Source organism: Mycobacterium talmoniae (genome assembly GCF_001854525.1).
Classification (GTDB): domain Bacteria; phylum Actinomycetota; class Actinomycetes; order Mycobacteriales; family Mycobacteriaceae; genus Mycobacterium; species Mycobacterium talmoniae.
Genome location: NZ_MLQM01000065.1, coordinates 1 through 24,990 on the forward strand (window position 1 = coordinate 1; position 24,990 = coordinate 24,990).

Sequence of the window (24,990 nt, forward strand, 5' to 3'; positions counted from 1 at the left end):
GCAGCCGGCCACCCGGATGGCCCCGGCCGCGGCCAAGCCGCCGGAGGTCGGCAACTTCGCGACGAAGATGATGGACATCCTGCGTCCGGGCGCGGCGGCACCCGAGGCGCCGTCCGGCGCGCTGACCCTGGGCCGGGCCACCGACAACGACATCGTCATCTCCGACGTGCTGGCCTCCCGGCATCACGCGATGCTGGTGCCAACCCCGCTGGGCACCGAGATCCGGGACAGCCGCAGCATCAACGGGACGTTCGTCAACGGCACCCGGATCGGGTCGGCGATCCTCAACGAGGGCGACGTGGTCACGATCGGCAACGTCGACCTGACCTTCACCGGTGGCACCTTGGTGCGCCGCACCGAGGCCGCCACCCGCACCGGCGGCCTGGAGGTGCGCGACGTCTGCTTCGACGTCGAGGGCGGCAAGCGGCTCCTCAACAACATCACGTTGACCGCCCGCCCCGGCACCCTGACCGCCATCATCGGCGGCTCCGGTGCCGGCAAGTCGACGTTGTCGCGGCTGATCGCCGGCTACACCTCCCCCAGCGCCGGGTCGGTGCTGTTCGAGGGTCACAACATCCACACCGAATACGCCTCGCTGCGCAGCCGGATCGGGATGGTCCCGCAGGACGATGTGGTGCACCGCCAGCTGACGGTGAACCAGGCGTTGGGGTATGCCGCCGAGCTGCGGCTGCCGCCCGACAGCAGCAAAGCCGACCGCGACCAGGCCGTGGCCCAGGTGCTCGAAGAGCTGGAGCTGACCAAGCACGCCGACACCCGGGTGGAGAAGCTCTCCGGCGGCCAGCGCAAACGCGCCTCGGTGGCGTTGGAGCTGCTGACCGGGCCGTCGCTGCTGATCCTGGACGAGCCGACCTCGGGGCTGGACCCGGCGCTGGACCGGCAGGTGATGCTGATGCTGCGTGGGCTGGCCGACGCCGGCCGCGTGGTGCTGGTGGTCACCCACTCGGTGTCCTACCTGGACGTCTGCGACCAAATCCTGCTGATGGCGCCCGGCGGTAAGACCGCCTTCTTCGGTCCGCCCGACCAGGTGGAGACCGCGCTGGGCACCCGGAACTGGGCCGACATCTTCGCCAACGTGGGCGCCGACCCCGACGAAGCCAACCGGCGGTTCCTGGAACGCAGCGGACATCAGCGGTCCTCGGTCGCGGTCGCCGAGACACCGCCGGCCGACCTCGGCAAAGCCGCGGCGACCAGCGTGCGAAAACAGTTGTCCACGATCGCGCGCCGTCAGGTGCGGCTGATCATCTCCGACCGCGGCTATACCGTCTTTTTGGCGGTGCTGCCGTTCATCATGGGTTCGCTGTCGCTGACCGTGAAAGGTGACGGGGGCCTTGGCATGCCGGGGTCGGACGCGCCCACCGAACCGCAGTACATCATGGTGCTGCTCACTATCGGTGCCGTCTTCATGGGTACCGCGCTGACCATCCGTGACCTGATCGGCGAGCGCCCCATCTTCAAGCGAGAACAAGCGGTGGGTCTGTCGACCCCCGCCTACCTGCTGGCCAAGATCGCGGTGTTCTGCGTGTTCGCGATCGCGCAGGCGGCAATTGCGACGAGCATCGTGTTGATCGGCAAGAAGGCGCCCGATCCCGCGAATCCGATGTTCGGCAGCGCCAGTTTTGCGCTCTACCTCACCGTCGCCGGCTGCTGCGTGGCCTCGGCGGTCCTCGGGTTGGCGCTGTCGTCGTTCGCCAAGTCCAACGAGCAGATCATGCCGATGCTGGTGGTGTCGATCATGTCGCAGCTGGTGTTGTGCGGCGGCATGATCCCGGTGACCGGCCGGCTCGGGCTGGACCAGATGTCGTGGGTGACGCCGGCACGGTGGGGCTACGCCGCGGGCGCCTCGACCATCGACTTCAACCACCTGCTGCACCATGACGCGATCCCCCAGGATTGCATGCCGAAGCCAACCGCCGCGGCCCCAAACCCGGTGGCGCCGAAGGGGTGCACCCCGCCGCTTGACGTCCAGCAGATCCCGAAAGACCATCTGTGGAACCACACCAAGGGCATCTGGTGGCTCGACATGGCCATGCTGTGCGTGCTGTCGGTGCTCTACACCGGCATCGTGTGGTGGAACATCCGGCTCAAGCGCTAAAGCGGGCTTAGCCGTCGGTCGACGAGTCCAACCGCAGCCCGTGCGCGGCCGCGTACGCCAACGCTTGGGTGATGTCGATGCGCGCCCCGGTCAACGACGCGGTGGTCCACACCGTCGGGTCGATGCGCGCGCCGCGCAGATCGGCCTCGTCGAGCCGGGTGCCGATGGTGCGCGCGCCGGTCAGGTCGGCGCCCCGCAGCTTGGCTTTACGCAGGTCGGCTTCCACCAGGCTGGCCTCCCGTAGCCGGCAGCCGCTCAGATCGACACCCCGCAAGTCGTTCCCGCCGAGCACGGCCAGCGTGAAGTCCACCTCGTCCAGCGTCAGCGGTCGCAGCCGGCAGCGCACGAACACCGAACCCAGCATGCTGCACTGAACAAACGTGCTGTGCCACAGCGACGTTCGCTCGAATCGGCAGTTGCGGAACGCGGAGCCCCGGTGTTGCGATTCGGCGAGATTGACCCCGCTGAAATCACATTCGTCGAACACCGCACGCTCGGTGTGCAGCCCGGACAGGTCCTCGTCGCGGAAATCGTGACCGACAAACTCGCGGTCGGCCCACTGCGGCACGGTCAGCTGGGCGCCAGGCTGGTCAGCGCGTATTCGCTTACCGCGATCAGGGCGTCGGTCGCGGACTTGCGGTCCCGCGCGTCGACGGTGATCACCGGGATGTGGTCGGGCAGCGTCAACGCCTTACGCACTTCGGCGACCGGATACCGTGGCGCGCCGTCGAATTCGTTGACCGCAATCAGGAACGGCAGGTTGCGGTGCTCGAAGAAGTCCACGGCGGCGAAGCTGTCCTGCAGCCGCCGACAGTCCACCAAAACGATGGCGCCGATGGCGCCGCGCACCAAGTCGTCCCACATGAACCAGAACCGTCGCTGGCCGGGCGTCCCGAACAGGTACAGCACCAGGTCCTCGTCCAGGGTGATCCGGCCGAAGTCCATCGCCACCGTGGTGGTGCGCTTGTCGGGGGTCGCGTCCAACGCGTCCACGCCGGCGGAGGCATCGGTGACGATAGCCTCGGTGCGCAGCGGCATGATCTCCGAAACCGCGCCGACGAACGTGGTCTTGCCGACACCGAACCCGCCCGCGATGACGATCTTCGTCGAGGCGGCGTCCCGCCTATCCGAGTGCTCGTAGGCCACGGAGCGTCCTTCCTATGAGTTCGCGGCGTTCGTCGCGGGTCGAACGGTCATCCAACGTCCGGCGTACCCGAAGGTATCCCGACGTGACCAGATCGCCGACCAGGACGCGCGCGACACCCAGCGGCAAATCCAACCGCGCCGAGATCTCGGCGACCGACGGGCTCTTCGTGCACAGCTGGACGATCCTGCCTCGCGTATCGTTCGGTGGCCAACGGTGAAACAGCGCCGACTGCAGGGTTTGCACCGGCGCTTCCAGGGGAAGCTCGACGTTGGTGTTGGTGCGCCCGGCGGTCAGAGTGTACGGGCGGACCAGGCTCGCCTCAGCTGCGGGTTCCGGCAACTCGTGGTTGTCCATAGCGGCTCACGAGGGCTTCACGAGTGCAGCGGCGCGCGTCGTGACGACTGCACCACGCTGCCTACTCGTTCGACGAGGACCGCCATCTCGTAGCCGATCTGACCGATGTCGCAGGAGGTGGCGGCCAGCGTCGCCAGATGCGATCCGTCACCGACCCGCATCAGCAGCAGATAGCCGTTTTCCATCTCCACCACCGACTGCAGCACCTGGCCGCCTTCGAACAGCTGCGCGGCGCCGGTGGCCAGGCTGGCCAGCCCCGAGGAGACCGCGGCCAGCTGGTCGGCGCGGTCGGGCGGCAGGTGCTCACTGGCCGCGACCAGCAGCCCGTCCACGGAGACCAGCACCGCGTGGGATACCCCGGGCACGTCGCGGGCGAAGTTGGAGACCAGCCAATCCAGTGAGTTGTCCGATTGGCGCGACGGGTACGTCATTCGTGATCAGATCCTTGACTTGTCTGTCGGGCGTGCGAACGTCCTCGCCGCACGCCGCCGAAATGACTGCTGATAGAAGCACGGATCGCGTCGGGGTCTCGGTCCCGGGCCTCGTGCCGAGGTTTGTACCCGGTTCCGAACCCGCCGTTTGATGCTACCGGGTACCGCTGGTCGGCTCCGTTGGCCGTGCCATTGGCGCCCGGTGCCGGCTCGGCGTTGGCCGCGCCGGGCACCAACCGGGCGCCGGGTTCACGCACCGGCAGACCCTGTTCGGTGTGGGAGGCGACCGGCACGTTCTCCACCTCGGCGGCCACCGACCAGCCGTGGTCCCACACCGTCTTCCAGTCCAGGTCGGCGCTGCGGGCCAACTCGTGCGGGTCGACCAGCCATTCCGACAGCATCCGCTGGTAGATCAGGTCCTCCGAGGATCCGGCCGGCGGGGCCGCCAGTTCGGCGGCCAGCGCGTCCATATCCCGCAGGTCGGGCAGGGCCCCGATGTCCCGTGACGGGGCCGGCGGCTCGGCACTGGCACGGTTGCGGGAGGAGAAGTACGCCGAGGTGTTCGACGGCGCTGCCGGCGCCGACTCCTCCACCGCTTGCCCGACGTCCTTCTCCCACCACGGCCGCGGCAGCTCGCGCTGCGGCTCCGGTGCCTCGGCCGCCGGCTCCGGTGGCTCAGCGGCAGGGGTCGACGGCTGCTCCGGGGCGCCGGTGATGCCGCTGGACCCCGGCTTGCGCTGCGGCAGCAGCGACACCGTGGCCTCGCTGGTCGCCGCCCCATTGCGTCGGGTGATGTCGGCCACGTCCGTGGACTCCTCGGCGTCGGCCGTGTCCCCGGCGGCGAGCGTCAGCGTGGGCGCGCCCCGCCGCGGAAGTTCGGTCTGACCCGCGGCACCGACCAGCAGGCTCGGCGGCAGATACACCTCGGCGGTGATGCCGGAGCGCCCCGTCGCCCGCAGTTGGACGTCGATGCCGTGGCGCTGGGCCAACCGGCTGACCACGAAAAGACCCATGTGGCGGGCGTTCTCGGGACTGACCTCACTGTCGGCGCCCAACCGCATGTTGGCGATCCGCAGATCGGCGTCGGTCATGCCCAGGCCGGTGTCGCTGATCTCGACCCGCACCCCCGCATCGTCGGTCTGCACGGCCGAAACCCGGACCGGCGACCCCGGCGGCGAATAGCGCAGCGCGTTGTCGATCAATTCGGCCAGCAGGTGCACGGTGTCGCCGGTGGCCGCACCGGTCACCGTGGCGTCCGGCACGATCGTGGTTTCGACGCGCCGATAGTCCTCCACCTCGGAGGTGGCGGCGTCGATCACCGTCGCCAGCGGCACCGACCGGCCCTTCTCGTGGGAGATCTGTGCGCCGGCCAGCACCAGCAGGTTGGCCCCGTTGCGGCGCATGCGGGCGGCCAGGTGGTCGAGCCGGAACAGGCTGTCCAGCCGGTCGGGGTCGTGCTCGTTGCGTTCCAGCCGGTCGATGAGCGTCAGCTGCTGGTCCACCAGCGACCGGTTGCGCCGCGACATGGTCTCGAACATGTCGTTGACCAGCAGCCGCAGCCGGGCCTCGTCACCGGCCAGCAGCAGCGCCTGGGCGTGCAACTCGTCGACCGCGTGCGCGACCTGGCCGACTTCCTCGGTGGTGTACACCGGCAGCGGCACCGGTGCGCGGTCATCACCGGCCCGCACCCGGGCGATCTCGTCCTCCAGGTCGGTGTGCGCCACCTTCAACGCGCTGTCCCGCAGGGTGCGCAGCGGCGCCACCAGCGACCGGGCCACCCACAACACGACGCCCAGCGCGACCGCCAGCGCCGCCAACACCAGGATGGTGTCGCGGATCGCGGCGTTGCGCCGGTCGGCGGCCTGATCCTCCACCGCTTTGGTCACCGCGCCGGTGGTGTCCTTGATCACCTGGGTGGCGATCTCGTCGGTGGCGTGGATCGCCTGCAGCAGGTCCGGGTTGCCGGCCAGCGCGCTGGTCGGATCGGACATCAGCGTCATCCGGCCCACAAACAGCTGCTGGAGCTTTTTGGCGTCCGGGGAGTCCACGCCGAGCACCTTGTTGATCCCGAGCAGCGTCGAGGGCTCGGTGCCGGCGACGGTCAGCATCGCGGTCCGCAACATCGGTTCGGGCATCTCGCCGCCCCGGTTGACCATAAGTTCCTGCATCATCATCTGGCCGCGGGCCCCGACCGCGCGGCTCAGGCCCTCGGTTTCGGCCCGGATCCGCTCGCTGTCGACGCGCACCGACCCGTTGATCGCATCCTGAGCCGGCAACAGGATCAGCGTGTAGCCGGCCACCAGGTCCCGCAGCGGGACACCGGTTGAGGACACCTTGTCCAGCAACGCCTGACCGCCGTCCAGCAGCCGGGTCACCCCGGATTTCACGTCGGCCGCCACGTCGGTGCCCGCCAGCCGCGACTGCAGCTCGTACTTGCGGCTCTCGTAGTTCTTCTTCGCCCCTTGGACGTCACCGCCGGCGGAGCCGACCACCAACACGTTGCTCAGCGCCGCCATGTAGTTCGTGATCGCCGGGATCATCTCGGCCCGGTCGGCGGCCCGGCGCAGCTGGCTGGCGTCGCTCATCGCCGCGGAGATCCGCAACCCACCGAACAGCATCGCCAGCACCATCGGCACCAGCGCGATCGCCAACACCTTCCAGCGGACCGGCCAGTTGCTCACCGACCATCGCGGCGGGCGTTTGGTCGGCGCCTCCGGCGCATCGTTGCTCTCCCCCGACACCGATTCTTGCCCGGTCGGGTGGGCGAACAGGGTCACCGGCCCACGGTCGTACTACCGACCGCTCCGTTGAATTTCACTGTTAGCGCCGTATTCATACACTTCCTGCAGATTCACCCGCTCGCGTACACGGCGGGGTGAGATTAGGGCGTGGCAATTCGACGAGTATGACAGTACGCGGCTCGCATTACCACAATCCTTACTGAACAGACAGAGTTAGCCACCCTGCGGCGTGTCGCGAGATGGGGGTGCGAGCAAATTTCTCACGACCTTGTCATGATCGAGCGATGTTTCGGGTGATGTTTTACTCGCCCCGCATCGCGCCTAACACCGGCAACGCAATCCGCATGGTGGCGGGCACCGGCGCGGAGCTGCACCTGGTCGAGCCGCTGGGCTTCGACCTGTCCGAGCCCAAACTGCGCCGTGCCGGGCTGGACTATCACGACCTGGCGTCGGTCACCGTGCACCCGTCGCTGCCGGCGGCCTGGGCGGCGCTGCGCCCGGATCGGGTGTTCGCCTTCACCGCTCACGCCACCACCTCGTTTGCCGATGTGCGCTATCGCGCCGGGGACGTGTTGTTGTTCGGCCCGGAGCCCACCGGTTTGGATGCGGCGACGCTGGCCGACGACCACATCACCGAACAGGTCCGGATCCCGATGCTGCCGGGTCGGCGGTCACTGAACCTGTCGAACGCCGCCGCGGTGGCCGTGTACGAGGCGTGGCGTCAGCACCGGTTTGCCGGCGCGGTCTAGATCACCAGCTGTCCCAGTGGGTCACTTGCTCGGCCGGCAACCGTTTGGCGGGCTTGAACTCGGTGCCCTTGGTGTAGGCGATCGGAAACAGGCCGCCTTGGCTGTACCGCTCGTGCGGAATGCCCAGCACCTCGGCGGCGCGTTTCTCCCCGTCGCCGAGCAGGTGCAGCGTCGTCCAGCACGAGCCCAGTCCGCGCGAGCGGAGCGCCAGGCAAAAACTCCACGCCGCCGGGAACAGCGACGCCCAAAACGAGGCGCTAAGCCCCAGCGGCGCCTGCTCCACCCGCCCCTCCAAGCACGGGATCAGCAACACCGGCACCTCGTGCATGTGCTCGGCCAGGTATTTCGCCGAATCGGTGACCAGCCCCATCCGTTCGCTGCGGACATCGCCGTCGCCGTAGTCCGGTTTGGGCCGGTCCAGGTAGGCGGTGGCGCTGGCGCGGTAGATGTCGGCGATCGCCTTCTTTTTGTCCGGGTCGGTGACGAAGACCCACTGCCAGCCCTGCGCGTTGGAGCCGGTGGGCGCCTGTAGCGCCAACTCGAGGCACTCCAGCAGCACCTGCTGCGGCACCGGCTTGTCCAGGTCGAGGCGCTTGCGCACCGATCGGGTGGTGGTCAGGACGTCGTCGACGGACAAGTTAAGGGCCATGTGCGCAGACTACAGTCGGGCCCGCACCCGGGCCTGCCCGCTCGGCCGCCCGCTAACCCCCGCTAACCCGCCGAAAGTGAATCCGGTGCGATGGTGCCGCCGGTTTTTCTCAGAAGGTTCACACTCCCGGGCGCCGCATCGGGGTGCGGCTCCCAGTAGACGTTTCGGGTGCCCGGCCGCGGCACGCGACGGACCTGACGGTGCCGTTGCAACGTGACCAGTGCGTGATAGACCTGCTCGGCGACCAGCGGTCGGATGCGCTGCTCGTTGAGCAGATGCCGCACCTCGGTGGTGTTCACCGGCGAGCCGAAGCCGCGGATGATCGCCAAGATCTCGGCCTGCAGCGGGCTGATCCTCATCGGCCGCCGCCCGGTTCCCCGCGCACGCCGACACCGATCCGTGTCGCCCCCACCACGTTCCCCTCTCGTCGCTCGATGCGGTCCGTCCCAGCCACATCGCCGACAACGCCGTCCTGCCCGGGATTTGCACCCGCGGCCAGCCAGCGATGATACGAGATCGCCATCGACGGTGCTTGCGGGCCGGCGCGTGGGGGCGTCGTCGCTGGTGGTTGCGCCGAACGTGCGTCCAGGGCGGGATTTCGGCGCGATTTCCGCCGTGGATGCACGTTCGACGGCGTCAGCGGAAGTCGCGCGAGCGCGATCCCGTCGCCAGGGTGAGCCGGCCCAGCCGCTCGGCGACCACGGTGACCGCACCGCTGGCGTTTTGCAGCTGACCGCGGATCAGCAGCGCCGACGCGGTCTGCGCCAGCTTGCGGTGGCGCGCCCACACCCCCGGGGTGCACAGCACGTTGACCATCCCGGTCTCGTCTTCCAGGTTCACGAAGGTGACGCCTTGGGCGGTCGCGGGCCGCTGCCGGTGGGTGACCGCGCCGGCGATCAGCACCCGGGTGCCGTCGGGCACGCTGGTCAACTGGTCGGCGGGGATCACCCCGAGCGCATCGAGGTCCGCGCGCAGGAATTGGGTCGGGTAGCTGTCCGGCGACACCCCGGTGGCCCACACGTCGGCGGCGGCCAACTCCAACTCACTCATCCCCGGCAGCGCCGGAATGTGCGAGCTGGAGCCCACCCCCGGCAGCCGGTCGGGCCGTTGGGTAGCGGCCGCCCCGGCCGCCCACAGCGCCTCGCGGCGGGTGATCCCGAAGCACCCCAACGCGCCCGCGGTGGCCAACGCTTCGGTCTGCGGCACCGAAAGCTGCACCCGGCCGGTCAAATCCAGCAGGGACGCGAACGGGCCGTGGGCCTGTCGTTCCGCGACCAGCTGCTCGGCCAGTGCGTCGCCGAGGTGCCGAACCGCCCCCAATCCCAGCCGCACCTGGGTGCCGTCACGCTCCAAGGTGGCGTGCGCCAGGCTGGCGTTGACGCACGGGCCGTGCACCACCACGCCGTGCCGACGGGCGTCGGCCACCAGCGACTGCGGTGAGTAGAAGCCCATCGGCTGGGCGCGCAGCAACGCCGCGCAGAACGCCGCCGGGTGGTGCAGCTTGAACCACGCCGAGTAGAACACCAGCGACGCGAAGGACAGCGCGTGGCTTTCGGGGAAACCGAAATTGGCGAAGGCTTCCAGCTTTTCGTAGATCCGCTCGGCGACCTCGCCGGTGATGCCGTGCAGCTCGCGCATCCCGTCGTAGAACCGGGTGCGCAGCCGCCGCATCCGTTCGGTGGACCGCTTGGAACCCATCGCGCGGCGCAACTGGTCGGCTTCGGCGGCCGAGAATCCGGCGCAGTCGACGGCGAGCTGCATCAGCTGCTCCTGAAACAGCGGTACCCCGAGGGTTTTTCGCAGCGCCGGCTCCATCGACGGGTGGTCGTAGACGACCGGGTCGATCTCGTTGCGCCGCCGGATGTAGGGGTGCACCGAGCCGCCCTGGATCGGTCCGGGCCGGATCAGCGCCACCTCCACCACCAGGTCGTAGAACTCGCGCGGTTTCAGCCGCGGCAGGGTGGCCATCTGGGCGCGCGACTCCACCTGGAACACCCCAACCGAATCGGCGCGGGACAACATCGCATACACCGCCGACTCGGACAGGTCGATTTTAGCCAGGTCCACTTCGATGCCCTCGTGTTCGGCGACCAGGTCTATCGCGTAGTGCAGCGCCGAGAGCATGCCCAGGCCGAGCAGGTCGAACTTCACCAAACCGATTGCCGCGCAGTCGTCCTTGTCCCACTGCAACACGCTGCGGCCCGGCATCCGCGCCCACTCCACCGGGCACACGTCGGCGATCGGCCGGTCGCAGATCACCATGCCGCCGGAGTGAATCCCCAGATGCCGTGGCAGGTTGGCGATCTGGGCGGACAGGTCGATCACCGGCTCGGGGATGCCCTCGGTTTCGGGCCCCACACCCCAGCGGCTGATCTGTTTGCTCCAGGCGTCCTGCTGGCCTTGGGAGAACCCCAGCGCCCGGGCCATGTCGCGCACGGCGCTGCGGCCCCGGTAGGTGATGACGTTGGCGACCTGCGCGGCGTAGTCGCGACCGTATTTGTCATAGACGTATTGGATGACCTTTTCCCGCTGGTCGGATTCGATGTCGATGTCGATGTCGGGCGGCCCGTCCCGGGCGGGCGAGAGGAACCGCTCGAACAACAACTCGTTGGCCACCGGGTCCACCGCGGTGACCCCGAGGGCGTAGCAGACCGCCGAGTTGGCCGCCGATCCCCGGCCCTGACACAGGATGTCGTTGCGCTGACAGAATGCGGTGATGTCGTGCACCACCAGGAAATAGCCCGGAAACTTCAGCTGGGCAATGACGTTCAGTTCGTGCTCGATCTGGGCGTACGCCGTCGCGGCCCGGGACGGCGGGCCGTAGCGCCGCCGGGCACCGGCCATCGTCAGCTCCCGCAGCCAGCTGTCCTCGGTGTGGCCGGCCGGGACGTCAAACGGCGGCAGCTGCGGGGCGATCAGCTGCAGCGGGAACGCACACTGCTCACCGAGTTGGGCCGCGGCGGTCACCACCTCGGGGCACCAGGTGAACAGCCGGGCCATCTCCGCGCCGGACCGCAGATGCGAGCCGCCCAGCGGGGCCAGCCAGCCGGCGGCCGAATCCAGGGATTGCCGGGCCCGGATCGCGCCCATCGCCATCGCCAGCCGCGCCCGCGACGGCGCCGCGAAATGTGCGCCGGTGGTGGCGATTACGCCGAGACCGAAGCGCGGCGCCAGCGCCGCCAACGCGGCGTTGCGCTCGTCGTCGCGCGGCTGGCCGTGGTGGGTGAGTTCGACGCTGACCCGCTCGGCCCCGAACCGGTCCACCAGATCGGCCAGCGCCGTCGCCGCCGCATCCGGGCCGCCGTCGGTCAGGGCCTGGCGGACATGGCCTTTGCGGCACCCGGTGAGGATCTGCCAATGCCCGCCCGCCGCATTCGCCAGCGCGTCGAGGTCGAATCGCAGCTTGCCCTTCTCACCGCCGGCCAGGTGCGCCGCGGCCAGCTGGCGCGACAACCGCCGATACCCCTCCGGGCCGCGGGCCAGCACCAGCAGATGCGGGCCCGGTGGATCGGGGTGCTCGGTGCGCGCCGCCGACCCCAACGACAGTTCGGCGCCGAACACGGTGGGGATCCCCAGTTCGGCGGCCGCCTCGGCGAACCGCACCACCCCGTACAACCCGTTGTGGTCGGTCAGCGCGATGCCGCGCAAATCCAGCCGCGCGGCCTCCTCGACCAGTTCCTCGGGGGTGCTGGCCCCGTCCAAGAAGCTGTACGCCGAATGCGCGTGCAGCTCGGCGTAGGCGACCGCCGAACGAACCGGCGGGGGGCCGTCGGCGCCGTGGTAGGCCCCCCGTTTACGGGACCGCGGGCCGTCGTCGTGTTGCGGCTCCCCGGCCAGCGGGGTGCCGGCGCGGCGCGGCTTGCCGTCGAGCACCCGCTCCATCTCCGCCCAGCTCGGCGGTCCGTTGCCCCAGCCCATCCCGACAGTTTATCGAAAGTTTGTTCGATGCGTTTGCGTAATCCGGTGCCGGCCGGCCTGCCTCCGGGAGGGCGCTTCGCCGCCGCGCATCAGGAACCCCAGGGGCATCAAGAAGTCCGGCATGTGACGATGCGTCCGCCTCTGAGCGACAAACTGCGTGTGGTGACGAGGGGGCCTTCGGCGCCCGATTCTCGCGGCCGCAATCGCATCGTTCATCTCAGACCCTCACACCCGGCCGCGCACCGTCCCGGTTGTCGCTGATAGCCGGGCAACCGGAAAACCGCAATTGACGGTGACGTATGAGGCAGATCGGGATGTAAGTGTCTGCGGTGACTGGCTCGCCGCCCGTCCACCGCTCAAACCCCGGTTTGTCGCTCAGAGGCGGACGCATCGATGGCCCCGGCCCACGCGGTGACGCCTGTGGCAGGAGTGGCGCGAAATATCTTGCTCGCCAATCCAAACTGCGCCACCCCGACGCGGTTCGACTTCGCCGTGTTCCGCCGCGCGGCCAGCCACACCATGGCGCTACGGGCGAGCGACACCCCTTCGATCGGCGCCGAGACGGCGGGACCGGTATCGTGTCGACGACGTCCATCGGCTGTGCCGGCGTCGGCCGCGCCACCGCCAACCGAGCCATAAAGATCCTTCCGCACAACCGATTCCGGGTGTTTCGACAGAAGGTTCCCAGCTATTTACACCCGATCCCTGTTGTTGACGTGTTTTTAACTCTGCGTGTCTATCGCGGCCATGGGGTGCGGCGGATACTTCTACCCAACCTCAGCAACGGACAGAGGTGGCTGACGATGACACACCTGACAACACTCGACGCGAGTTTCCTCCAGGCCGAGGATTCCGATCGGCACGTGAGCCTGGCGATCGGCGGGATCGCGATCATCGACGGGCCGGCACCCGACCACGGCCGGCTGAAAACCATGCTGGCCGAACGGATCGGCGCGATACCCCGGTTCAACCAGGTGCTGCGGATGCGCCCGTTCGACGTGGGCGCCCCGCAGTGGGTGGACGCGGCGGGATTCGACTTATCCCGCCACATCCGCCGGGTAGCGGTGCCCGCGCCCGGCGCTGACGGCGAACTGTTCCGGGTCGTCGCCGACGTGATGGAGCGCCGCCTGGATCGGGCTCACCCGCTGTGGGAGTGCTGGGTCATTGAGGGCTTGACCGACAACCGGTGGGCGATCTTGATGAAGATTCACCACTGCATGGCCGACGGTGTCTCGGCGACCCACATCCTCAGCAGGCTGTGCGACCCGACCGGCGATAACGCGATCGCCGCCCCCGGTCGCGCCGGCCGGACCGCCGCGGCACCACCCCCGGGTCGCCGGGCGGTCCCCGAGCTCAACCCGCTGGCCTGGGCCGATAACGCCTGGCGGGCCGCGGGCGCGGTGACCAATGCCGCCGCGCGAGCGATGGCCGGCGCCACCGAAATCGCCACCGGCTTGCTCCGGCCGGCGGGCGGATCCTCGCTGACCGGCCCCGTCACCGCCATGCGCCGCTACCGCGCGGTCCGGGTCCGGTTGGCCGAGGTCGAAACCGTGTCCCGCAAGTTCGATGTCACCATCAACGACGTTGTCCTGGCGGCGATTACCGAGGGCTTCCGTGCGGTGCTGCTGCACCGCGGCGAGCAGCCCCGCACGGATTCATTGCGGACGCTGGTTCCGGTGTCGGTACGCTCGGCGGAGGCACCGGACACGCCCGACAATCGCATCTCGATCATGTTGCCGTATCTGCCGGTCGACCTCGACGATCCGGTGCAGCAACTGCGCACCGTGCACACCCGGTTGACCAGAACCAAACGCAGCGGGCAGCGCCAGGCCGGCAATATGTTGGTGTCGGCGGCCAACGTCGTCCCGTTCATGCTGTCCTCGTGGGCGATCCGGCTGCTGACTCGGCTGCCGCAGCGCGGCATCGTGACGCTGGCCACCAACGTCCCGGGACCACGCCACCGGCTCCGGATCATGGGCGGCAAAGTGGCGGGCCTGCTGCCGATCGCGCCGATCGCGTTGCGCTTGCGCACCGGTGTCGCGGTGCTCAGCTATGCCGACGAGTTGGTGTTCGGGATTACCGCCGATTACGACGGCGCCGCCGACGTCGAGCTGCTGGCCGAAGGCATCGGGCGGGCGGTGGCGCGACTGGCCGCGCTCAGCCGCGACGAGGTGCTGCTGTTCCCCGCCGACCGCGAAGACCCGCATCGAACCGGGATCCGCACCGCGTAGGTTCACCAGGGAAAATCGACGAGGCTGAACAGCGAGCCGAGATCGGCCAGCGTGGTGATCGGCGTCGAGGAGACCAACTCGGCCATGTTGGCCCACTCCTGCGCCGCCTGCACGCCCAGCTCGGTGGGGAAACCGCCGTTGGCGGTCAGGATCGCCGTCGCCAGATCGTCGCGGGCGTTGAGCAGCCCGGCGACGATCCCGCTGTTCGGGTCCAACAGCACACTGTCGAGCAGGGAGCCGAGCTGCTGGGGCAGCAGCAGCGACAACACGGTTTGGCCAACGGCCAACTCCATCGGCAAGCCGATGTCGCTGGCGAGCAGCGGCACATTGTTGATGACCGCCTCCAGGCTGCCGACCGGGTTGGTGAGCACGTCGTGCAGGACGGCACCGAAGTCCGGGCTCAACGCATCGGAGAACCGCAGCGCCAACGGGGTGACCGGTTCGCTGCCGAACACCGCGTCATAGTTGTCGGTTCCCATCAGGCCCTGCAGGCCGTGCAGCAGCAGTTGCTGGATCACCCAGTCGGGTTGGGCGTGTTCGCGCGACACATCCAGGGCGTAGTCGTAGGAGAACACCCGCTGCGCCATGTCCGCGGCGTATTCCTCCGGGCTGACGGTGGGGGTGTCGGCGGGCAGGTAGTGGCTCACCTCGTCCACCGGCACCACCTGGGTGGTCACCGGCAGGCCGGTCGGGTCGGTGCCGTCGGGCAGGTTTTCGAACCGGGCGAAGATCTCACCGCGGGTGACGCCGCTGCTGTCCAGCCAGTTGGCCACCCCCGGGTTGGTGGCGCTGACCACGTAGTAGGTGTAGCCGTCGGCGTCGTGGAACGCCTGGGTGTTGTTGAGGGTGGTCTGCGCCAAGGTGGACGGCAGCCCGGCGCCGTAGACGTTCATCAGCTCGATCCCGCTGTAGCCGGCCGCCACATCGGGCACCTTCACGATCAGCGCCTGGCCCGGATCCAGGTCGAAGTTGCCCGCCGAGACGTCCGCGCTCGGCAGGCCGGTGGCGAACAAACTGGTTTCCGGTGTCAGCGCGCCCATGGTGTTGGCCGGGAGCTCGATCCCCGCGATTTGGGCCAGCCCCATGTTCTCGGAGTTGAACGGTCCGACGATGTTGGCGAACGCGGTGAACAGCGTGGTCAACAACGAGTCGAGCGAGGTGATCTGGGTGCCCGAGGTCCCCGCCGCGTCGGCGGCGGAGTCCCCCGCCCCGGGGAACAGCCCCGTACTGGGGATGGCAAAGAACGCCGGACAGTCGGCCACGCAGTGGATGCTGACGTTGGTGGGGCCCTGCGCCGAGTTGCCCAGCATGTCCCGGATCAGCAGCGAGGCGTCACCTTGGGCGGTGGCGTCGGTGTCGTTGAGGTAGTTGACCGCGCCGCTGGGATCGGTGGGCCCAATGTAGACGGTGAACGTGCCGTTGGGGTTGACCACCAAATTGTGGCCGAGTTCCAAACTGCTCTTGCTCACCGCCGTCGACCCGGTGATCTCTTCGGTGGCGATGGCGAGCGCCTCGGTCCCGCCGCCGACGGTGCCGGTGAGTTCGTAGGTTGCGCCGGGCGCCAGGCCGGCGGTCGCGTGGTAGTAGATGTCGGGGGTGAAGAACTGGAAGTACTGGCGGGGATCGGCGGCGTCGCCACCGACCACCTCCGGCGATTGGAAAAACCACCCGTTGAACAACTCGGTGACCCGCGAGATGCCGGCCATCAGCAGTTCGTAATTGGTGTTCTGCAGGCTCGTCATCAACGTGGCGGCGCTGTCCGGTGTCGCGAAGGGCAGCGCCGAATCCTGCGCCACCGCCTGCTGCATGGCGTCCAGCAGCTGATCCAGCGCCGGCTGCCAGGAGGCGTCGTCGGCGGTGAGCCGGATGTCGGGCAGCTGGCCGGGCCGCACCGACGGCGTCACCGGGGCCACCGCGATCACGCCGGCGACGGCGGTGGCGAGGAGGATCGTGGGCCCCCGGAATCGGGCTAGCTGGTTGCGCATCGCATCTCCGTCCGCAGTGCGAATGACTTAATCCACCATGTGCTTCAGCTGAGAAAATCGTTAATTTATCGGCACTGTAATATGTGAGACATGTGCGCGCAAGTGTCTCATGACGCGTCGGCGGTGATCGCCCGCGTCTTGGACGCCGCCGGCGAGCTGTTCGCCCAGCACGACCCCGGCACCGTCGGCATGCGTGAGATCGCCAGGGCCGCAGGATGTTCCCGCGCCACCCTGTATCGGTACTTCGAGAACCGGCACGCCCTGCACACCGCGTATGTGCACCGGGAGGCCGAATCGGTGTATCGCCGGGTGGCCGACAGCCTGGCCGATATCACCGATCCGCACCAACGCCTGATCACCGGCATCACCCGGGCGTTGGCCCTGGTGCGGCAAAGCCCGCCGCTAGCGTCGTGGTTCGCCCCGTCCGGGCCGCCGATCGGCGCCGAGATGGCCGACCGGTCCGAGGGCATCACCGCGATGGTCGCGGCGTTTCTGACCTCGCTGTGGCCGTGGGACGCCGATCCCCCCGAGGCCGTCGAACGCCGGGCCCGCTGGATTGTGCGGGTGATGACCTCGCTGTTGAGTTTCCCGGGCCGCGACGCCAACGACGAACGAGCGATGTTGACCGAGTTCGTGTTACCCGTCGTGGCACCGACCGCCCAGACCGCGACGCGGTAGCGGCGTTACGGGCGGGCGACGATCACCGGCACCCGCGCCGACTGCACCACCGCCGTGCTGACCGAGCCCAGCAACATCCCGGTGAAACCGCCGCGACCGTGACTGCCGACCACCACCAGCTGGGCGGACTGGGATTGCTCGATCAATTGGTCGGCCGGCCGATCACAAGCCACCACCCGCCGCACGCTGACGTCGGGGTAGCGCTCCTGCCAGCCCGCCAACCGCTCCGCGAGCACCAGCTCGCCGTCGGCCTGCATGGCCGCGACGTCGGCTCCGGGAAACTCGAACACACTGACGTCGTGCCAGGCATACACCGCCACCAGCTCCACCCCCCGGAACGAGGCTTCCTCGAACGCCAGCGCCGTCGCGGCCTCCGACACCGGTGACCCGTCGATCCCGACGACCACCGGGGCCTGGCCGGGGTCGGGCGCCAGCGGATCCTCCCAGTCGTGGATGACCGCGACCGGGCAGTGCGCGTGCCGGACCAGCGAGGAGCTGACCGAACCCAGCAGGCTGCGCCGCAACCGACCGTGACCGCGGCAGCCGACCACGATCATGGTGGCCTGCGTGCTCAACTCGACCAGGGTGGGCACCGTCGATCCGATCATGGTCTCGCCGCTGACCTGCAGCGGCCCGGCCGGCCCGGTACGGCCCCGCACGAGTTCGAGCGCATCGCGAATGTGCCGCTGCCCCTGCTCTTCTTGCCATTCGGCGTAGCCGGGCGGCATCGGGGTCTCGGGGAAGGTCATCACCACCGGCGGGGCCAGGATGTGCACCAACGCCAGCGACGCACCGCGCATCGCGGCGTCCCGCGCCGCCCAGTCCACCGCCGCGGCCGAGGACGGGGATCCGTCGACACCGACCAGGATGCCGTGATGCGTGACCGGGGCGGACATCTCGTTCTCCTTCTCCGGTTCTCCGGCGATCAGACCGCTACCGCTACCACGGTACGACGCCGGATCGGCGGCGCGCGCCGTTTGCTGCGGCGCCGTCATAGCTACCGTAGGTTGAAGAACCAGACGGAAAGGGGCGACCACCGTGCCGGTCACCATCGACCCGCGCCGCCACGACGCGGTGCTGTTCGACCTCGACGCCGTGGTGACCGGGGCGCCGGTGTCGGATTCGACGGTGGCGCTGGTGCGCCAGCTGCGGGACGTCGGCGTCGGTGCCGCGGTGTTCTCGTCGCACCGCGCTAGCGCCGATGTGCTGGCCGCCGTGGGACTTTCGGACCTGTTCGAGGTCCGCGTCGACGGATCGACCGACGCCGCGGTGTTGGCCGAGGCGGCCCAGCGGGTGGGCGCGCGGCCGGGCCGCTGCGTGGTGATCGCGCCCGCCGAGGACGCCATTACCGCGGCACGCGACGGCGGTTTCGCCCTGGTGATCGGCCTCGACGCGACCGGACGGCACGCTGACGCGCTGCGCGGCCGGGGCGCCGATGTGGTGGTCACCGAGCTGAGCGAGGTCGTCGTGCGCACCGGCGACCAGCGCATGTCGGTGCTTCCCGATGCCACCTCCGCGCTGCTGGACGAGGCGGAGGGTGTCCAGCGGCCCGCGGTGTTCTTCGACTTCGACGGAACCCTGTCCGACATCGTCGACGACCCCGACGCGGCGCGGCTGACCGACGGCGCCGGCGAGGCACTGCAGCGGTTGGCCGCCCACTGCCCGGTCGCGGTGCTCAGCGGCCGCGACCTCGCCGACGTCCGTGAGCGCATCGGGGTGCCCGGGATCTGGTATGCGGGCAGCCACGGCTTCGAGCTGATCGGGCCGGACGGCGCGCACCACCAGAACGACGCCGCGGCGGCCGCCATCCCGGTGCTGGCCGAGGCCGCCGACCAGCTGCGCACCCAACTCGGCGACATCGCCGGTGTTGCGGTGGAACACAAGCGTTTTGCGGTTGCCGTGCATTACCGCAACGCGGCCCGCGAACACGTCGGCGCGGTGGCCGCGGCGGTGCGCGCCGCCGGTCGGCGGTACGCGCTTCGGGTGACCACCGGCCGGGAAGTGATCGAGCTGCGCCCGGATATCGACTGGGACAAGGGCAAAACGCTGCGCTGGATCATCGAGCGCGTCGCCGCGGGCCCGTTGGTGCCGATGTATCTCGGCGACGACATCACCGACGAGGACGCCTTCGACACGATCCGCGCGGACGGCATTCCAATCGTGGTCCGCCACACCGACGACGGGGACCGCGCCACCGCGGCCCGCTACGCGCTGGACAGTCCCGCGCGGGTCCGCGAGTTCACCGCGCGGCTGGCCGACCAGCTCGGCGCCCGCCCCGGAGTTTAGTCCCGGTACTCCACCGCGCCGTCGTCGAGCACCACCCGCGCCCCGGTGCCGTCGGGCGCGGCGGCCTCGGTGCGGAACACCGCCCGGCCCGGCTCGGTGCGCCAGATCGACGTGGTCAGCGTCTCGCCGGGGAACACCGGCGCGCTGAAACGCGCCGCGATGCTGGTGATCTTGGCGGCCTCACCGCCGGCCAACTCGGCGAGCAACGCGCGGCCGGCGAAGCCGTAGCTGCACAACCCGTGCAGGATCGGCTTGGGGAAACCGGCCAGGGTCTGGGCGAACCACGGGTCGCTGTGCAGCGGGTTGCGGTCGCCGGAGAGCCGGTAGAGCAGCGCCTGGTCGTCGCGGGTGGGGTAGGCGACCCGCGCGTCGGGGTCGCGCTCCGGGATCTCCGGCGCGGCCGGCCGCTGCCCCGGCGCTCCCCCGAAGCCCCCGGCGCCGCGGATCACCGCCGTGGTCAAGGTTTCGGCGATCACGTCCTGGGTGGTGGGGTCGGTGCCGCGGGCGCGCAGCATGACGATCGCGTTTTTGCCCTCCCCCTTGTCCTGAATGTCGGCCACCTCGGCGACCACGCTCAGCCGACCGGCCGGCGGCAGCGGCGCGAACAACCGGATCTGCTGCGAGCCGTGCAGCAGCTGGCTGAAGTCGAAGTCCCCGATCTTGGCGGCCGCCGCAAAGCCCATGCAGCAGATCACCGCATAGGTGGGCAGCACCTGCTGGGCGATCCCGTGGCTGTTGTCGGTGGTGTAGGCGAGGTCTTCGGTTCCGGCGCCCACCCCGAGCGCGTAGAGCATGGTGTCCCGGTCGGTCCACTCGAACAGCGTCGGTTCGGTGGTGGCGCCGATGGCGGTGGGATCGATCGGCATGGGGTCTCCTTTGCGATGGCATCCACGTGACGAGGCCCATTCCACCACCGGCGCGGGCCGCAGGGTTACCGCCGTCACAAATTCGCCCCAACCGAAACGAATCCGCCCCGCGGGCGTCGCCGGCAAGGCAGGCTATCGCCATGCCCAACCGGACCGTCACCTGGAAAGCGGCGGCGATCGTCGCCGCGGCGATCTTCCTCGCCGCCTGCAGCGGCACCCCGCACGTGCGGACCATCACCTTGACCTTCATCCGGCACGCGCAGTCGGAAGCCAACGCCGACGGCATCATCGACACCGACATGCCCGGTCCGGGCCTGACCCCGGAGGGCAAAAAGCAGGCCGACCAGATCGCCCATCAGCTCAGCCGCAACGGGTACGACGGCGTCTACGCCTCCTCGATGGCACGGGCCCAGCAGACCGCCGCGCCGCTGGCGCATGAGCTGGGTCGCCGGGTGGAGGTGCTGCCGGGGCTGCGGGAGATCGACGCCGGCTGGTATGACGGCGGCCCGTCGGCGCGGGCCGACTCGACCTATCTGCTGGCGCCCAAGCAGTGGTTGCGCGGCGACCGCGCCAACGCGATCCCGGGCTCGATCGACGGCAACGCGTTCAACGACCAGTTCGGCGCCGCCGTCCAGAAGATCTACGCCAGCGGGGACGCCAAGCCGGTGGCGTTCGCCCACGGCGCGGCGATCATGGTCTGGACCCTGATGAACGTCAAGAACCCCAAGGACAGCCTGCTCAGCGACCACCCGCTGCCCAATGTCGGGCGGGTGGTGATCACCGGCAGCCCGGCCACCGGCTGGACGCTGGTGGACTGGGACGGTATCCGCAGCTTCAATTAACCGACTACTACGTCACACCGTGTTGACGTAGGCCCGGCCAGGGGCCACGATGACTCGCATGCGCTATGTCGTTACCGGCGGTACCGGGTTTATTGGTCGCCGAGTGGTGTCCCAGCTGTTGGCCACGCGTCCCGACGCCGAGGTGTGGGTCCTGGTCCGCCGCGACTCCCTGGGCCGCTTCGAGCGGCTGGCCGCGAGCTGGGGTGACCGGGCGAAACCGCTGGTCGGGGACCTCACCGCCCCCGATCTCGGGTTGACCGACGCGGTGATCACCGAGCTGGGGGCGGTCGGCCACGTCGTGCACTGCGCGGCGATCTACGACATCACCGCCGGTGAGGCCGAGCAGCGCGCGGCCAACGTGGACGGCACCCGCGCGGTGATCGCGCTGGCCCGCCGCCTGGACGCGACGTTGCACCACGTGTCGTCGATCGCGGTCGCCGGCGACTTCCCCGGCGAATACACCGAGGACGACTTCGACGTCGGCCAGCGGCTGCCGACGCCGTATCACCAGACCAAGTTCGAGGCCGAGCTGCTGGTGCGGTCGACGCCGGGGCTGCGCTACCGGGTCTACCGGCCGGCGGTGGTGGTGGGCGATTCACGCACCGGGGAGATGGACAAGGTCGACGGCCCCTACTACTTCTTTCCGGTGCTGGCCAAGCTGGCGGTGTTGCCCCGGTTCACGCCGATGGCGCTGCCCGACACCGGGCGCACCAACGTGGTCCCGGTCGACTACGTCGTCGACGCGCTGGTCGCGCTGCTGCACGCCGAGGGCGCAGACGGGCGCACCTTCCACCTGACCGCGCCGACGACGATCGGGCTGCGCGGAATCTACCGCGGCATCGCCGAGGCCGCCGGGCTGCCGCCGCTGCGGGCGTCGCTGCCCCGCTCGGTGGCCGCGCCGGTGCTGCGGGCCCGGGGCCGGGCCAAGGTGTGGCGCAATATGGCGGCCACCCAGCTGGGGATCCCGCCCGAAGTGCTCGACGTCGTCGACCTGGCCCCCACGTTCACCTCCGAGGCGACGCGGGAGGCGTTGCGCGGCACCGGGATCGAAGTACCCGAGTTCGCGTCGTATGCGCCGGCGCTGTGGCGGTACTGGGCCGAGCGGCTGGATCCGGACCGCGCCCGCCGCGACGACCCGGCCGGCCCGCTGGTCGGGCGGCACGTCATCATCACCGGCGCGTCCAGCGGAATCGGCCGCGCGTCGGCGATCGCGGTCGCCGAACGTGGCGCCACCGTGTTCGCGCTGGCCCGCAACGCCGAAGCGCTCGACGATCTGATCGCCGAGATCCGCGCGGCTGGCGGCACCGCGTACGCGTTCACCTGCGACGTCACCGATTCGGCGTCGGTGGATCACACGATCAAGGACATCCTGGGCCGCTTCGACCACGTCGACTACCTGGTCAACAATGCCGGCCGGTCGATTCGCCGGTCGGTGATCAACTCCACCGACCGGCTGCACGACTACGAGCGGGTGATGGCGGTCAACTACTTCGGCGCGGTGCGGATGACGCTGGCGCTGCTGCCGCACTGGCGAGAACGGCGGTTCGGTCACGTGGTCAACGTGTCCAGCGCCGGCGTGCAGGCCCGCAGCCCGAAATACAGTGCGTACCTGCCGAGTAAGGCTGCCCTGGACGCGTTCGCCGAGGTGGTCTCCACCGAGACGCTGTCGGATCACATCACGTTCACCAACATCCACATGCCGCTGGTGGCCACCCCGATGATCACGCCGTCGCGCCGGCTCAACCCGGTGCCGCCGATCAGCGCCGAGCACGCCGCGGCGATGGTGGTGCGCGGGCTGGTGGAGAAGCCGGCCCGGATCGACACCCCGACCGGCACGCTGGCCGAGGCCGGCAACTACTTCACCCCGCGGCTGTCGCGGCGGATCCTGCACCAGCTGTATTTGGGCTACCCGGATTCGGCGGCGGCGCGCGGGCTGGCGCCGGCCGAGCCCGAGGTGGCGCCGACGCCGCAGCGCCGACCCAAACGCCCGGTCCGGGCCATCGCCGGGGTGCGGGTGCCGCGGCCGGTGCGCAGGGCGGCCCGGCTGGTGCCCGGCGTGCACTGGTGAGCCACCCGGTTTTCGCCGACGTCGACACCGGCGTGGACGACGCGCTGGCGCTGGTGTACCTGTTGGCCAGCCCCGACGCCGACCTGGTGGGCATCGCCTCGACCGCCGGAAACGTTGGGGTCGACCAGGTTTGCGCCAACAACCTGGGTCTGCTGCAGCTGTGCGGGGTGGCCGGTGTTCCGGTGTCCCGAGGTGCCGACGGGCCGTTGCACGGACCGTTGCTCGTCGACGGCGCCCACGGCCCGACCGGTCTCGGCTACGCCGAGCTGCCGCCCGCGACCGGTGCGCTCACCCCTTACGACGCGGCCACCGCCTGGGTGCGGGCCGCCCGCGACCATCCCGGCCAGCTGATCGGGGTGGCCACCGGGCCGCTGACCAATTTGGCGCTGGCGCTGCGTGCCGAACCGGCGCTGCCCACGCTGTTGCGTCGGCTCGTCGTCATGGGCGGCGCCTACGACTACCGCGGCAACACCACCCCGGTGGCCGAATGGAACATCGGCGTCGACCCCGAGGCGGCCGCGCAGGTGTTCGCCGCCTGGGGCGCGGCGGACCAGCTGCCGATCGTGTGCGGGTTGGAGCTCACCCATCGGATCGCGATGACACCGGCCCACCTGGACCGGCTGGCGGCGGTCGCCGGTTCGACGACCAATCCCCTGCTCCGGGTACTGGACGACGCGCTGCGGTTCTACTTCGAGTTCCACGACAAGCTCGGGCACGGCTACCTGGCGTATCTGCATGATCCGCTGGCCGCGGCGGTGGCACTCGACCCGGAGTTGGTGAGCACCCGGCCGGCGACGGTGGACGTCGAGCTAACCGGCACCCTGACCCGCGGCATGACGGTGGTCGACTGGACCGGGCGTTGGGGCAAAGAGCCCAACGTGGACATCGGGGTGAGCGTGGATCCGGACGCGTTTTTCGACCGGTTCATCGACCGGGTCGGCGCATTCGCGGCTCGACTGGGCTGATCAACTCGCCGCGTTCGCCCTTCGCCGAACGTGCCCATTCCTTCGCCGAACGTGCGCTGGCGGCGGGATTTTCGCCATTTTTCCGCCGTGGGCGCACGTTCGGCGAAGGGCGAAAGGCGACGAGCGGGCAAAGGCGGCCCCCGGTCACTCGTAGACCCCTTCCAGATACCAGCGCCGCTGCCGATAGCACAGCAGCAGCGCGCTGCCGGGGTCGCCGTCGACCAGTACCTGGGCGCGGGCGGTGCGGCCCTTGGGTCGGTCCGGATCCCACCACCGCTCGTCGACCGGCCAGGGCCCGGTCCACCAGCACAGCCGGTCGGTCCGACCGCGGGCCAGCAGCCGCGCCGGGTCGGCGGAGAACAGTCCCCGGTTGGTGACCCGGATCGGGTTGCCGTGGGCGTCAAGCAATTCCACCGGGTCGTCGCACAGCACCGCCGGCGACGGCTCGGGCAGTTGACCCGGCCAGGGCTGGCGCGGGTCGGCGGCCGGCACCGGCTCATCGCCCAGCGGGGTCAAGGTGATGCGTTCGGCCGGCCCGCGGCCCCCGGACAGCACCGGGATCTGCACCGACTCCGGGCCGAGCAGGCCCTGCACCCGCACCAACGCCCGGCGGGCGCGGAGCCGATCCTCCTCGCCGAGGCCGCCCCACAGCGGCAGTTGCAGCGCCTCGGCCGAGACCACCTCGACCGGCTGCAGCCGCAGCAGGGTCACCGGCGCGGTCGGCTTCGCGCCGGGGGTCCGGGTGTGCAGCCAGCCATCCAGCTGCCAGCGCACCCGGTCGGCGGTCGCGTCTTCGGTCAACGGCTCGGCGCACCGCCACACCCTGCTCAGCTCTTCGCCGTTGGCGGTGACGGCGTGAATGGCCAGCCGGGTGCAGCCCACCCCGGCGTCCATCAGCCTTTGATGCAAGGCGTCGGCCAGCGTGCGCCCGGCGAACGCGGCGGCGTCCACCCGGGCGATCGGCGGG

At 69.8% G+C, this 24,990-nt stretch carries 19 protein-coding genes and 1 pseudogene; 8 read left to right on the forward strand and 12 right to left on the reverse strand.

Features of this window, described 5'->3' with window-relative positions; translation table 11 throughout:
- A partial coding sequence (locus BKN37_RS13455) for an ATP-binding cassette domain-containing protein (protein WP_207547243.1) occupies positions 1 to 2,113 on the forward strand: 2,113 nt, incomplete at its 5' end.
- Positions 2,114 to 2,120: 7 nt separating this feature from the next.
- On the opposite strand, the gene BKN37_RS13460 is transcribed toward BKN37_RS13455, so the two are convergent.
- Genes BKN37_RS13460 through BKN37_RS13480 form a run of 5 tightly spaced genes read right to left on the reverse strand, consistent with a single transcriptional unit; the run spans position 2,121 to position 6,822 of the window.
- Entirely contained in the window at positions 2,121 to 2,681 is a 561-nt protein-coding gene (locus BKN37_RS13460) for a pentapeptide repeat-containing protein (RefSeq protein WP_071026588.1), read from the reverse strand.
- 2 nt (positions 2,682 to 2,683) lie between these two features.
- Entirely contained in the window at positions 2,684 to 3,259 is a 576-nt protein-coding gene (locus BKN37_RS13465; protein WP_071026591.1) for a GTP-binding protein, read from the reverse strand.
- Positions 3,237 to 3,614: a DUF742 domain-containing protein gene (locus tag BKN37_RS13470; RefSeq protein WP_071026593.1), complete on the reverse strand. Its 378-nt coding sequence runs from the start codon at positions 3,612 to 3,614 to the stop codon at positions 3,237 to 3,239. The genes BKN37_RS13465 and BKN37_RS13470 overlap by 23 nt, the downstream gene beginning before the upstream one ends.
- Positions 3,615 to 3,631: 17 nt before the next feature.
- On the reverse strand, positions 3,632 to 4,045 hold the full coding sequence (locus BKN37_RS13475; protein ID WP_071026595.1) for a serine protease inhibitor: 414 nt from the start codon (positions 4,043 to 4,045) through the stop codon (positions 3,632 to 3,634).
- On the reverse strand, positions 4,042 to 6,822 hold the full coding sequence (locus BKN37_RS13480) for a sensor histidine kinase (RefSeq protein WP_071026597.1): 2,781 nt from the start codon (positions 6,820 to 6,822) through the stop codon (positions 4,042 to 4,044). The genes BKN37_RS13475 and BKN37_RS13480 overlap by 4 nt, the downstream gene beginning before the upstream one ends.
- 248 nt (positions 6,823 to 7,070) lie before the next feature.
- On the opposite strand from BKN37_RS13480, the gene BKN37_RS13485 reads away from it, so the two are divergent.
- Positions 7,071 to 7,535 carry a tRNA (cytidine(34)-2'-O)-methyltransferase gene (locus BKN37_RS13485; protein ID WP_071026599.1) on the forward strand — a complete coding sequence of 155 codons (465 nt, stop codon included), beginning with the start codon at positions 7,071 to 7,073 and terminating at the stop codon, positions 7,533 to 7,535.
- Position 7,536: 1 nt separating this feature from the next.
- Here the strand turns inward: BKN37_RS13485 and BKN37_RS13490 are convergent, their stop codons facing one another.
- The 3 genes from BKN37_RS13490 to BKN37_RS13500 form a co-directional block, all read right to left on the reverse strand.
- The gene (locus BKN37_RS13490) at positions 7,537 to 8,184 is read right to left on the reverse strand and encodes a nitroreductase family protein (protein ID WP_071026601.1); all 648 of its coding nucleotides are present in this window, start codon (positions 8,182 to 8,184) and stop codon (positions 7,537 to 7,539) included.
- 62 nt (positions 8,185 to 8,246) lie between these two features.
- The gene (locus BKN37_RS13495; protein ID WP_071026603.1) at positions 8,247 to 8,543 is read right to left on the reverse strand and encodes a hypothetical protein; all 297 of its coding nucleotides are present in this window, start codon (positions 8,541 to 8,543) and stop codon (positions 8,247 to 8,249) included.
- Positions 8,544 to 8,820: 277 nt separating this feature from the next.
- Positions 8,821 to 12,102, reverse strand: a complete 3,282-nt coding sequence (locus tag BKN37_RS13500; protein ID WP_071026605.1) for an error-prone DNA polymerase — start codon at positions 12,100 to 12,102, stop codon at positions 8,821 to 8,823.
- Between the two features lie 803 nt (positions 12,103 to 12,905).
- On the opposite strand from BKN37_RS13500, the gene BKN37_RS13505 reads away from it, so the two are divergent.
- Positions 12,906 to 14,333 (forward strand): WS/DGAT/MGAT family O-acyltransferase, encoded by a 1,428-nt coding sequence (locus BKN37_RS13505; RefSeq protein ID WP_071026607.1) that lies wholly within the window; start codon positions 12,906 to 12,908, stop codon positions 14,331 to 14,333.
- A gap of 2 nt (positions 14,334 to 14,335) precedes the next feature.
- Here BKN37_RS13505 and BKN37_RS13510 read toward each other — a convergent pair whose 3' ends face one another.
- Positions 14,336 to 16,318, reverse strand: coding sequence for a hypothetical protein (locus tag BKN37_RS13510; RefSeq protein ID WP_071026609.1), 1,983 nt, complete (start codon positions 16,316 to 16,318; stop codon positions 14,336 to 14,338).
- 90 nt (positions 16,319 to 16,408) lie between these two features.
- Here BKN37_RS13510 and BKN37_RS13515 point away from each other — a divergent pair, with 90 nt between their 5' ends.
- A complete protein-coding gene (locus BKN37_RS13515) occupies positions 16,409 to 16,996 on the forward strand; it encodes a TetR/AcrR family transcriptional regulator (RefSeq protein ID WP_071026611.1) in 588 nt (195 codons plus the stop codon).
- 5 nt (positions 16,997 to 17,001) lie between these two features.
- Here the strand turns inward: BKN37_RS13515 and BKN37_RS13520 are convergent, their stop codons facing one another.
- Positions 17,002 to 17,892, reverse strand: a complete 891-nt coding sequence (locus BKN37_RS13520; protein WP_071026624.1) for a universal stress protein — start codon at positions 17,890 to 17,892, stop codon at positions 17,002 to 17,004.
- A gap of 142 nt (positions 17,893 to 18,034) precedes the next feature.
- Between BKN37_RS13520 and otsB the strand changes: the two genes are divergently transcribed.
- Complete coding sequence (otsB, locus tag BKN37_RS13525; protein WP_071026613.1) at positions 18,035 to 19,282, forward strand: trehalose-phosphatase; 1,248 nt, start codon at positions 18,035 to 18,037, stop codon at positions 19,280 to 19,282.
- On the opposite strand, the gene BKN37_RS13530 is transcribed toward otsB, so the two are convergent.
- Positions 19,279 to 20,148 carry a MaoC/PaaZ C-terminal domain-containing protein gene (locus BKN37_RS13530; RefSeq protein ID WP_071026615.1) on the reverse strand — a complete coding sequence of 290 codons (870 nt, stop codon included), beginning with the start codon at positions 20,146 to 20,148 and terminating at the stop codon, positions 19,279 to 19,281. The genes otsB and BKN37_RS13530 overlap by 4 nt on opposite strands.
- A 140-nt stretch (positions 20,149 to 20,288) precedes the next feature.
- Here BKN37_RS13530 and BKN37_RS13535 point away from each other — a divergent pair, with 140 nt between their 5' ends.
- Genes BKN37_RS13535 through BKN37_RS13545 form a run of 3 tightly spaced genes read left to right on the forward strand, consistent with a single transcriptional unit; the run spans position 20,289 to position 24,023 of the window.
- Complete coding sequence (locus BKN37_RS13535; RefSeq protein ID WP_071026616.1) at positions 20,289 to 20,990, forward strand: histidine phosphatase family protein; 702 nt, start codon at positions 20,289 to 20,291, stop codon at positions 20,988 to 20,990.
- A 58-nt stretch (positions 20,991 to 21,048) separates the two neighbouring features.
- Positions 21,049 to 23,058 carry an SDR family oxidoreductase gene (locus BKN37_RS13540; RefSeq protein WP_071026618.1) on the forward strand — a complete coding sequence of 670 codons (2,010 nt, stop codon included), beginning with the start codon at positions 21,049 to 21,051 and terminating at the stop codon, positions 23,056 to 23,058.
- Entirely contained in the window at positions 23,055 to 24,023 is a 969-nt protein-coding gene (locus BKN37_RS13545) for a nucleoside hydrolase (RefSeq protein ID WP_071026620.1), read from the forward strand. Before BKN37_RS13540 ends, BKN37_RS13545 begins: the two co-directional genes overlap by 4 nt.
- A 144-nt stretch (positions 24,024 to 24,167) precedes the next feature.
- On the opposite strand, the pseudogene BKN37_RS13550 reads toward BKN37_RS13545, so the two are convergent.
- Positions 24,168 to 24,990: pseudogene (locus BKN37_RS13550) on the reverse strand (DNA polymerase Y family protein); the annotation flags it as partial.

What these genes read in the sequence shown, in the direction of transcription:
- BKN37_RS13490 (WP_071026601.1), bottom strand. Translation starts at nt 8,184, where the DNA reads ATGGCCCTTAACTTGTCCGTCGACGACGTCCTGACCACCACCCGATCG.
- BKN37_RS13475 (WP_071026595.1), bottom strand. Translation starts at nt 4,045, where the DNA reads ATGACGTACCCGTCGCGCCAATCGGACAACTCACTGGATTGGCTGGTC.
- BKN37_RS13485 (WP_071026599.1), top strand. Translation starts at nt 7,071, where the DNA reads ATGTTTCGGGTGATGTTTTACTCGCCCCGCATCGCGCCTAACACCGGC.
- BKN37_RS13535 (WP_071026616.1), top strand. Translation starts at nt 20,289, where the DNA reads ATGCCCAACCGGACCGTCACCTGGAAAGCGGCGGCGATCGTCGCCGCG.
- BKN37_RS13495 (WP_071026603.1), bottom strand. Translation starts at nt 8,543, where the DNA reads ATGAGGATCAGCCCGCTGCAGGCCGAGATCTTGGCGATCATCCGCGGC.
- BKN37_RS13520 (WP_071026624.1), bottom strand. Translation starts at nt 17,892, where the DNA reads ATGTCCGCCCCGGTCACGCATCACGGCATCCTGGTCGGTGTCGACGGA.
- BKN37_RS13510 (WP_071026609.1), bottom strand. Translation starts at nt 16,318, where the DNA reads ATGCGCAACCAGCTAGCCCGATTCCGGGGGCCCACGATCCTCCTCGCC.
- BKN37_RS13530 (WP_071026615.1), bottom strand. Translation starts at nt 20,148, where the DNA reads ATGCCGATCGATCCCACCGCCATCGGCGCCACCACCGAACCGACGCTG.
- BKN37_RS13505 (WP_071026607.1), top strand. Translation starts at nt 12,906, where the DNA reads ATGACACACCTGACAACACTCGACGCGAGTTTCCTCCAGGCCGAGGAT.
- BKN37_RS13540 (WP_071026618.1), top strand. Translation starts at nt 21,049, where the DNA reads ATGCGCTATGTCGTTACCGGCGGTACCGGGTTTATTGGTCGCCGAGTG.
- BKN37_RS13470 (WP_071026593.1), bottom strand. Translation starts at nt 3,614, where the DNA reads ATGGACAACCACGAGTTGCCGGAACCCGCAGCTGAGGCGAGCCTGGTC.
- BKN37_RS13515 (WP_071026611.1), top strand. Translation starts at nt 16,409, where the DNA reads ATGTGCGCGCAAGTGTCTCATGACGCGTCGGCGGTGATCGCCCGCGTC.
- BKN37_RS13500 (WP_071026605.1), bottom strand. Translation starts at nt 12,102, where the DNA reads ATGGGCTGGGGCAACGGACCGCCGAGCTGGGCGGAGATGGAGCGGGTG.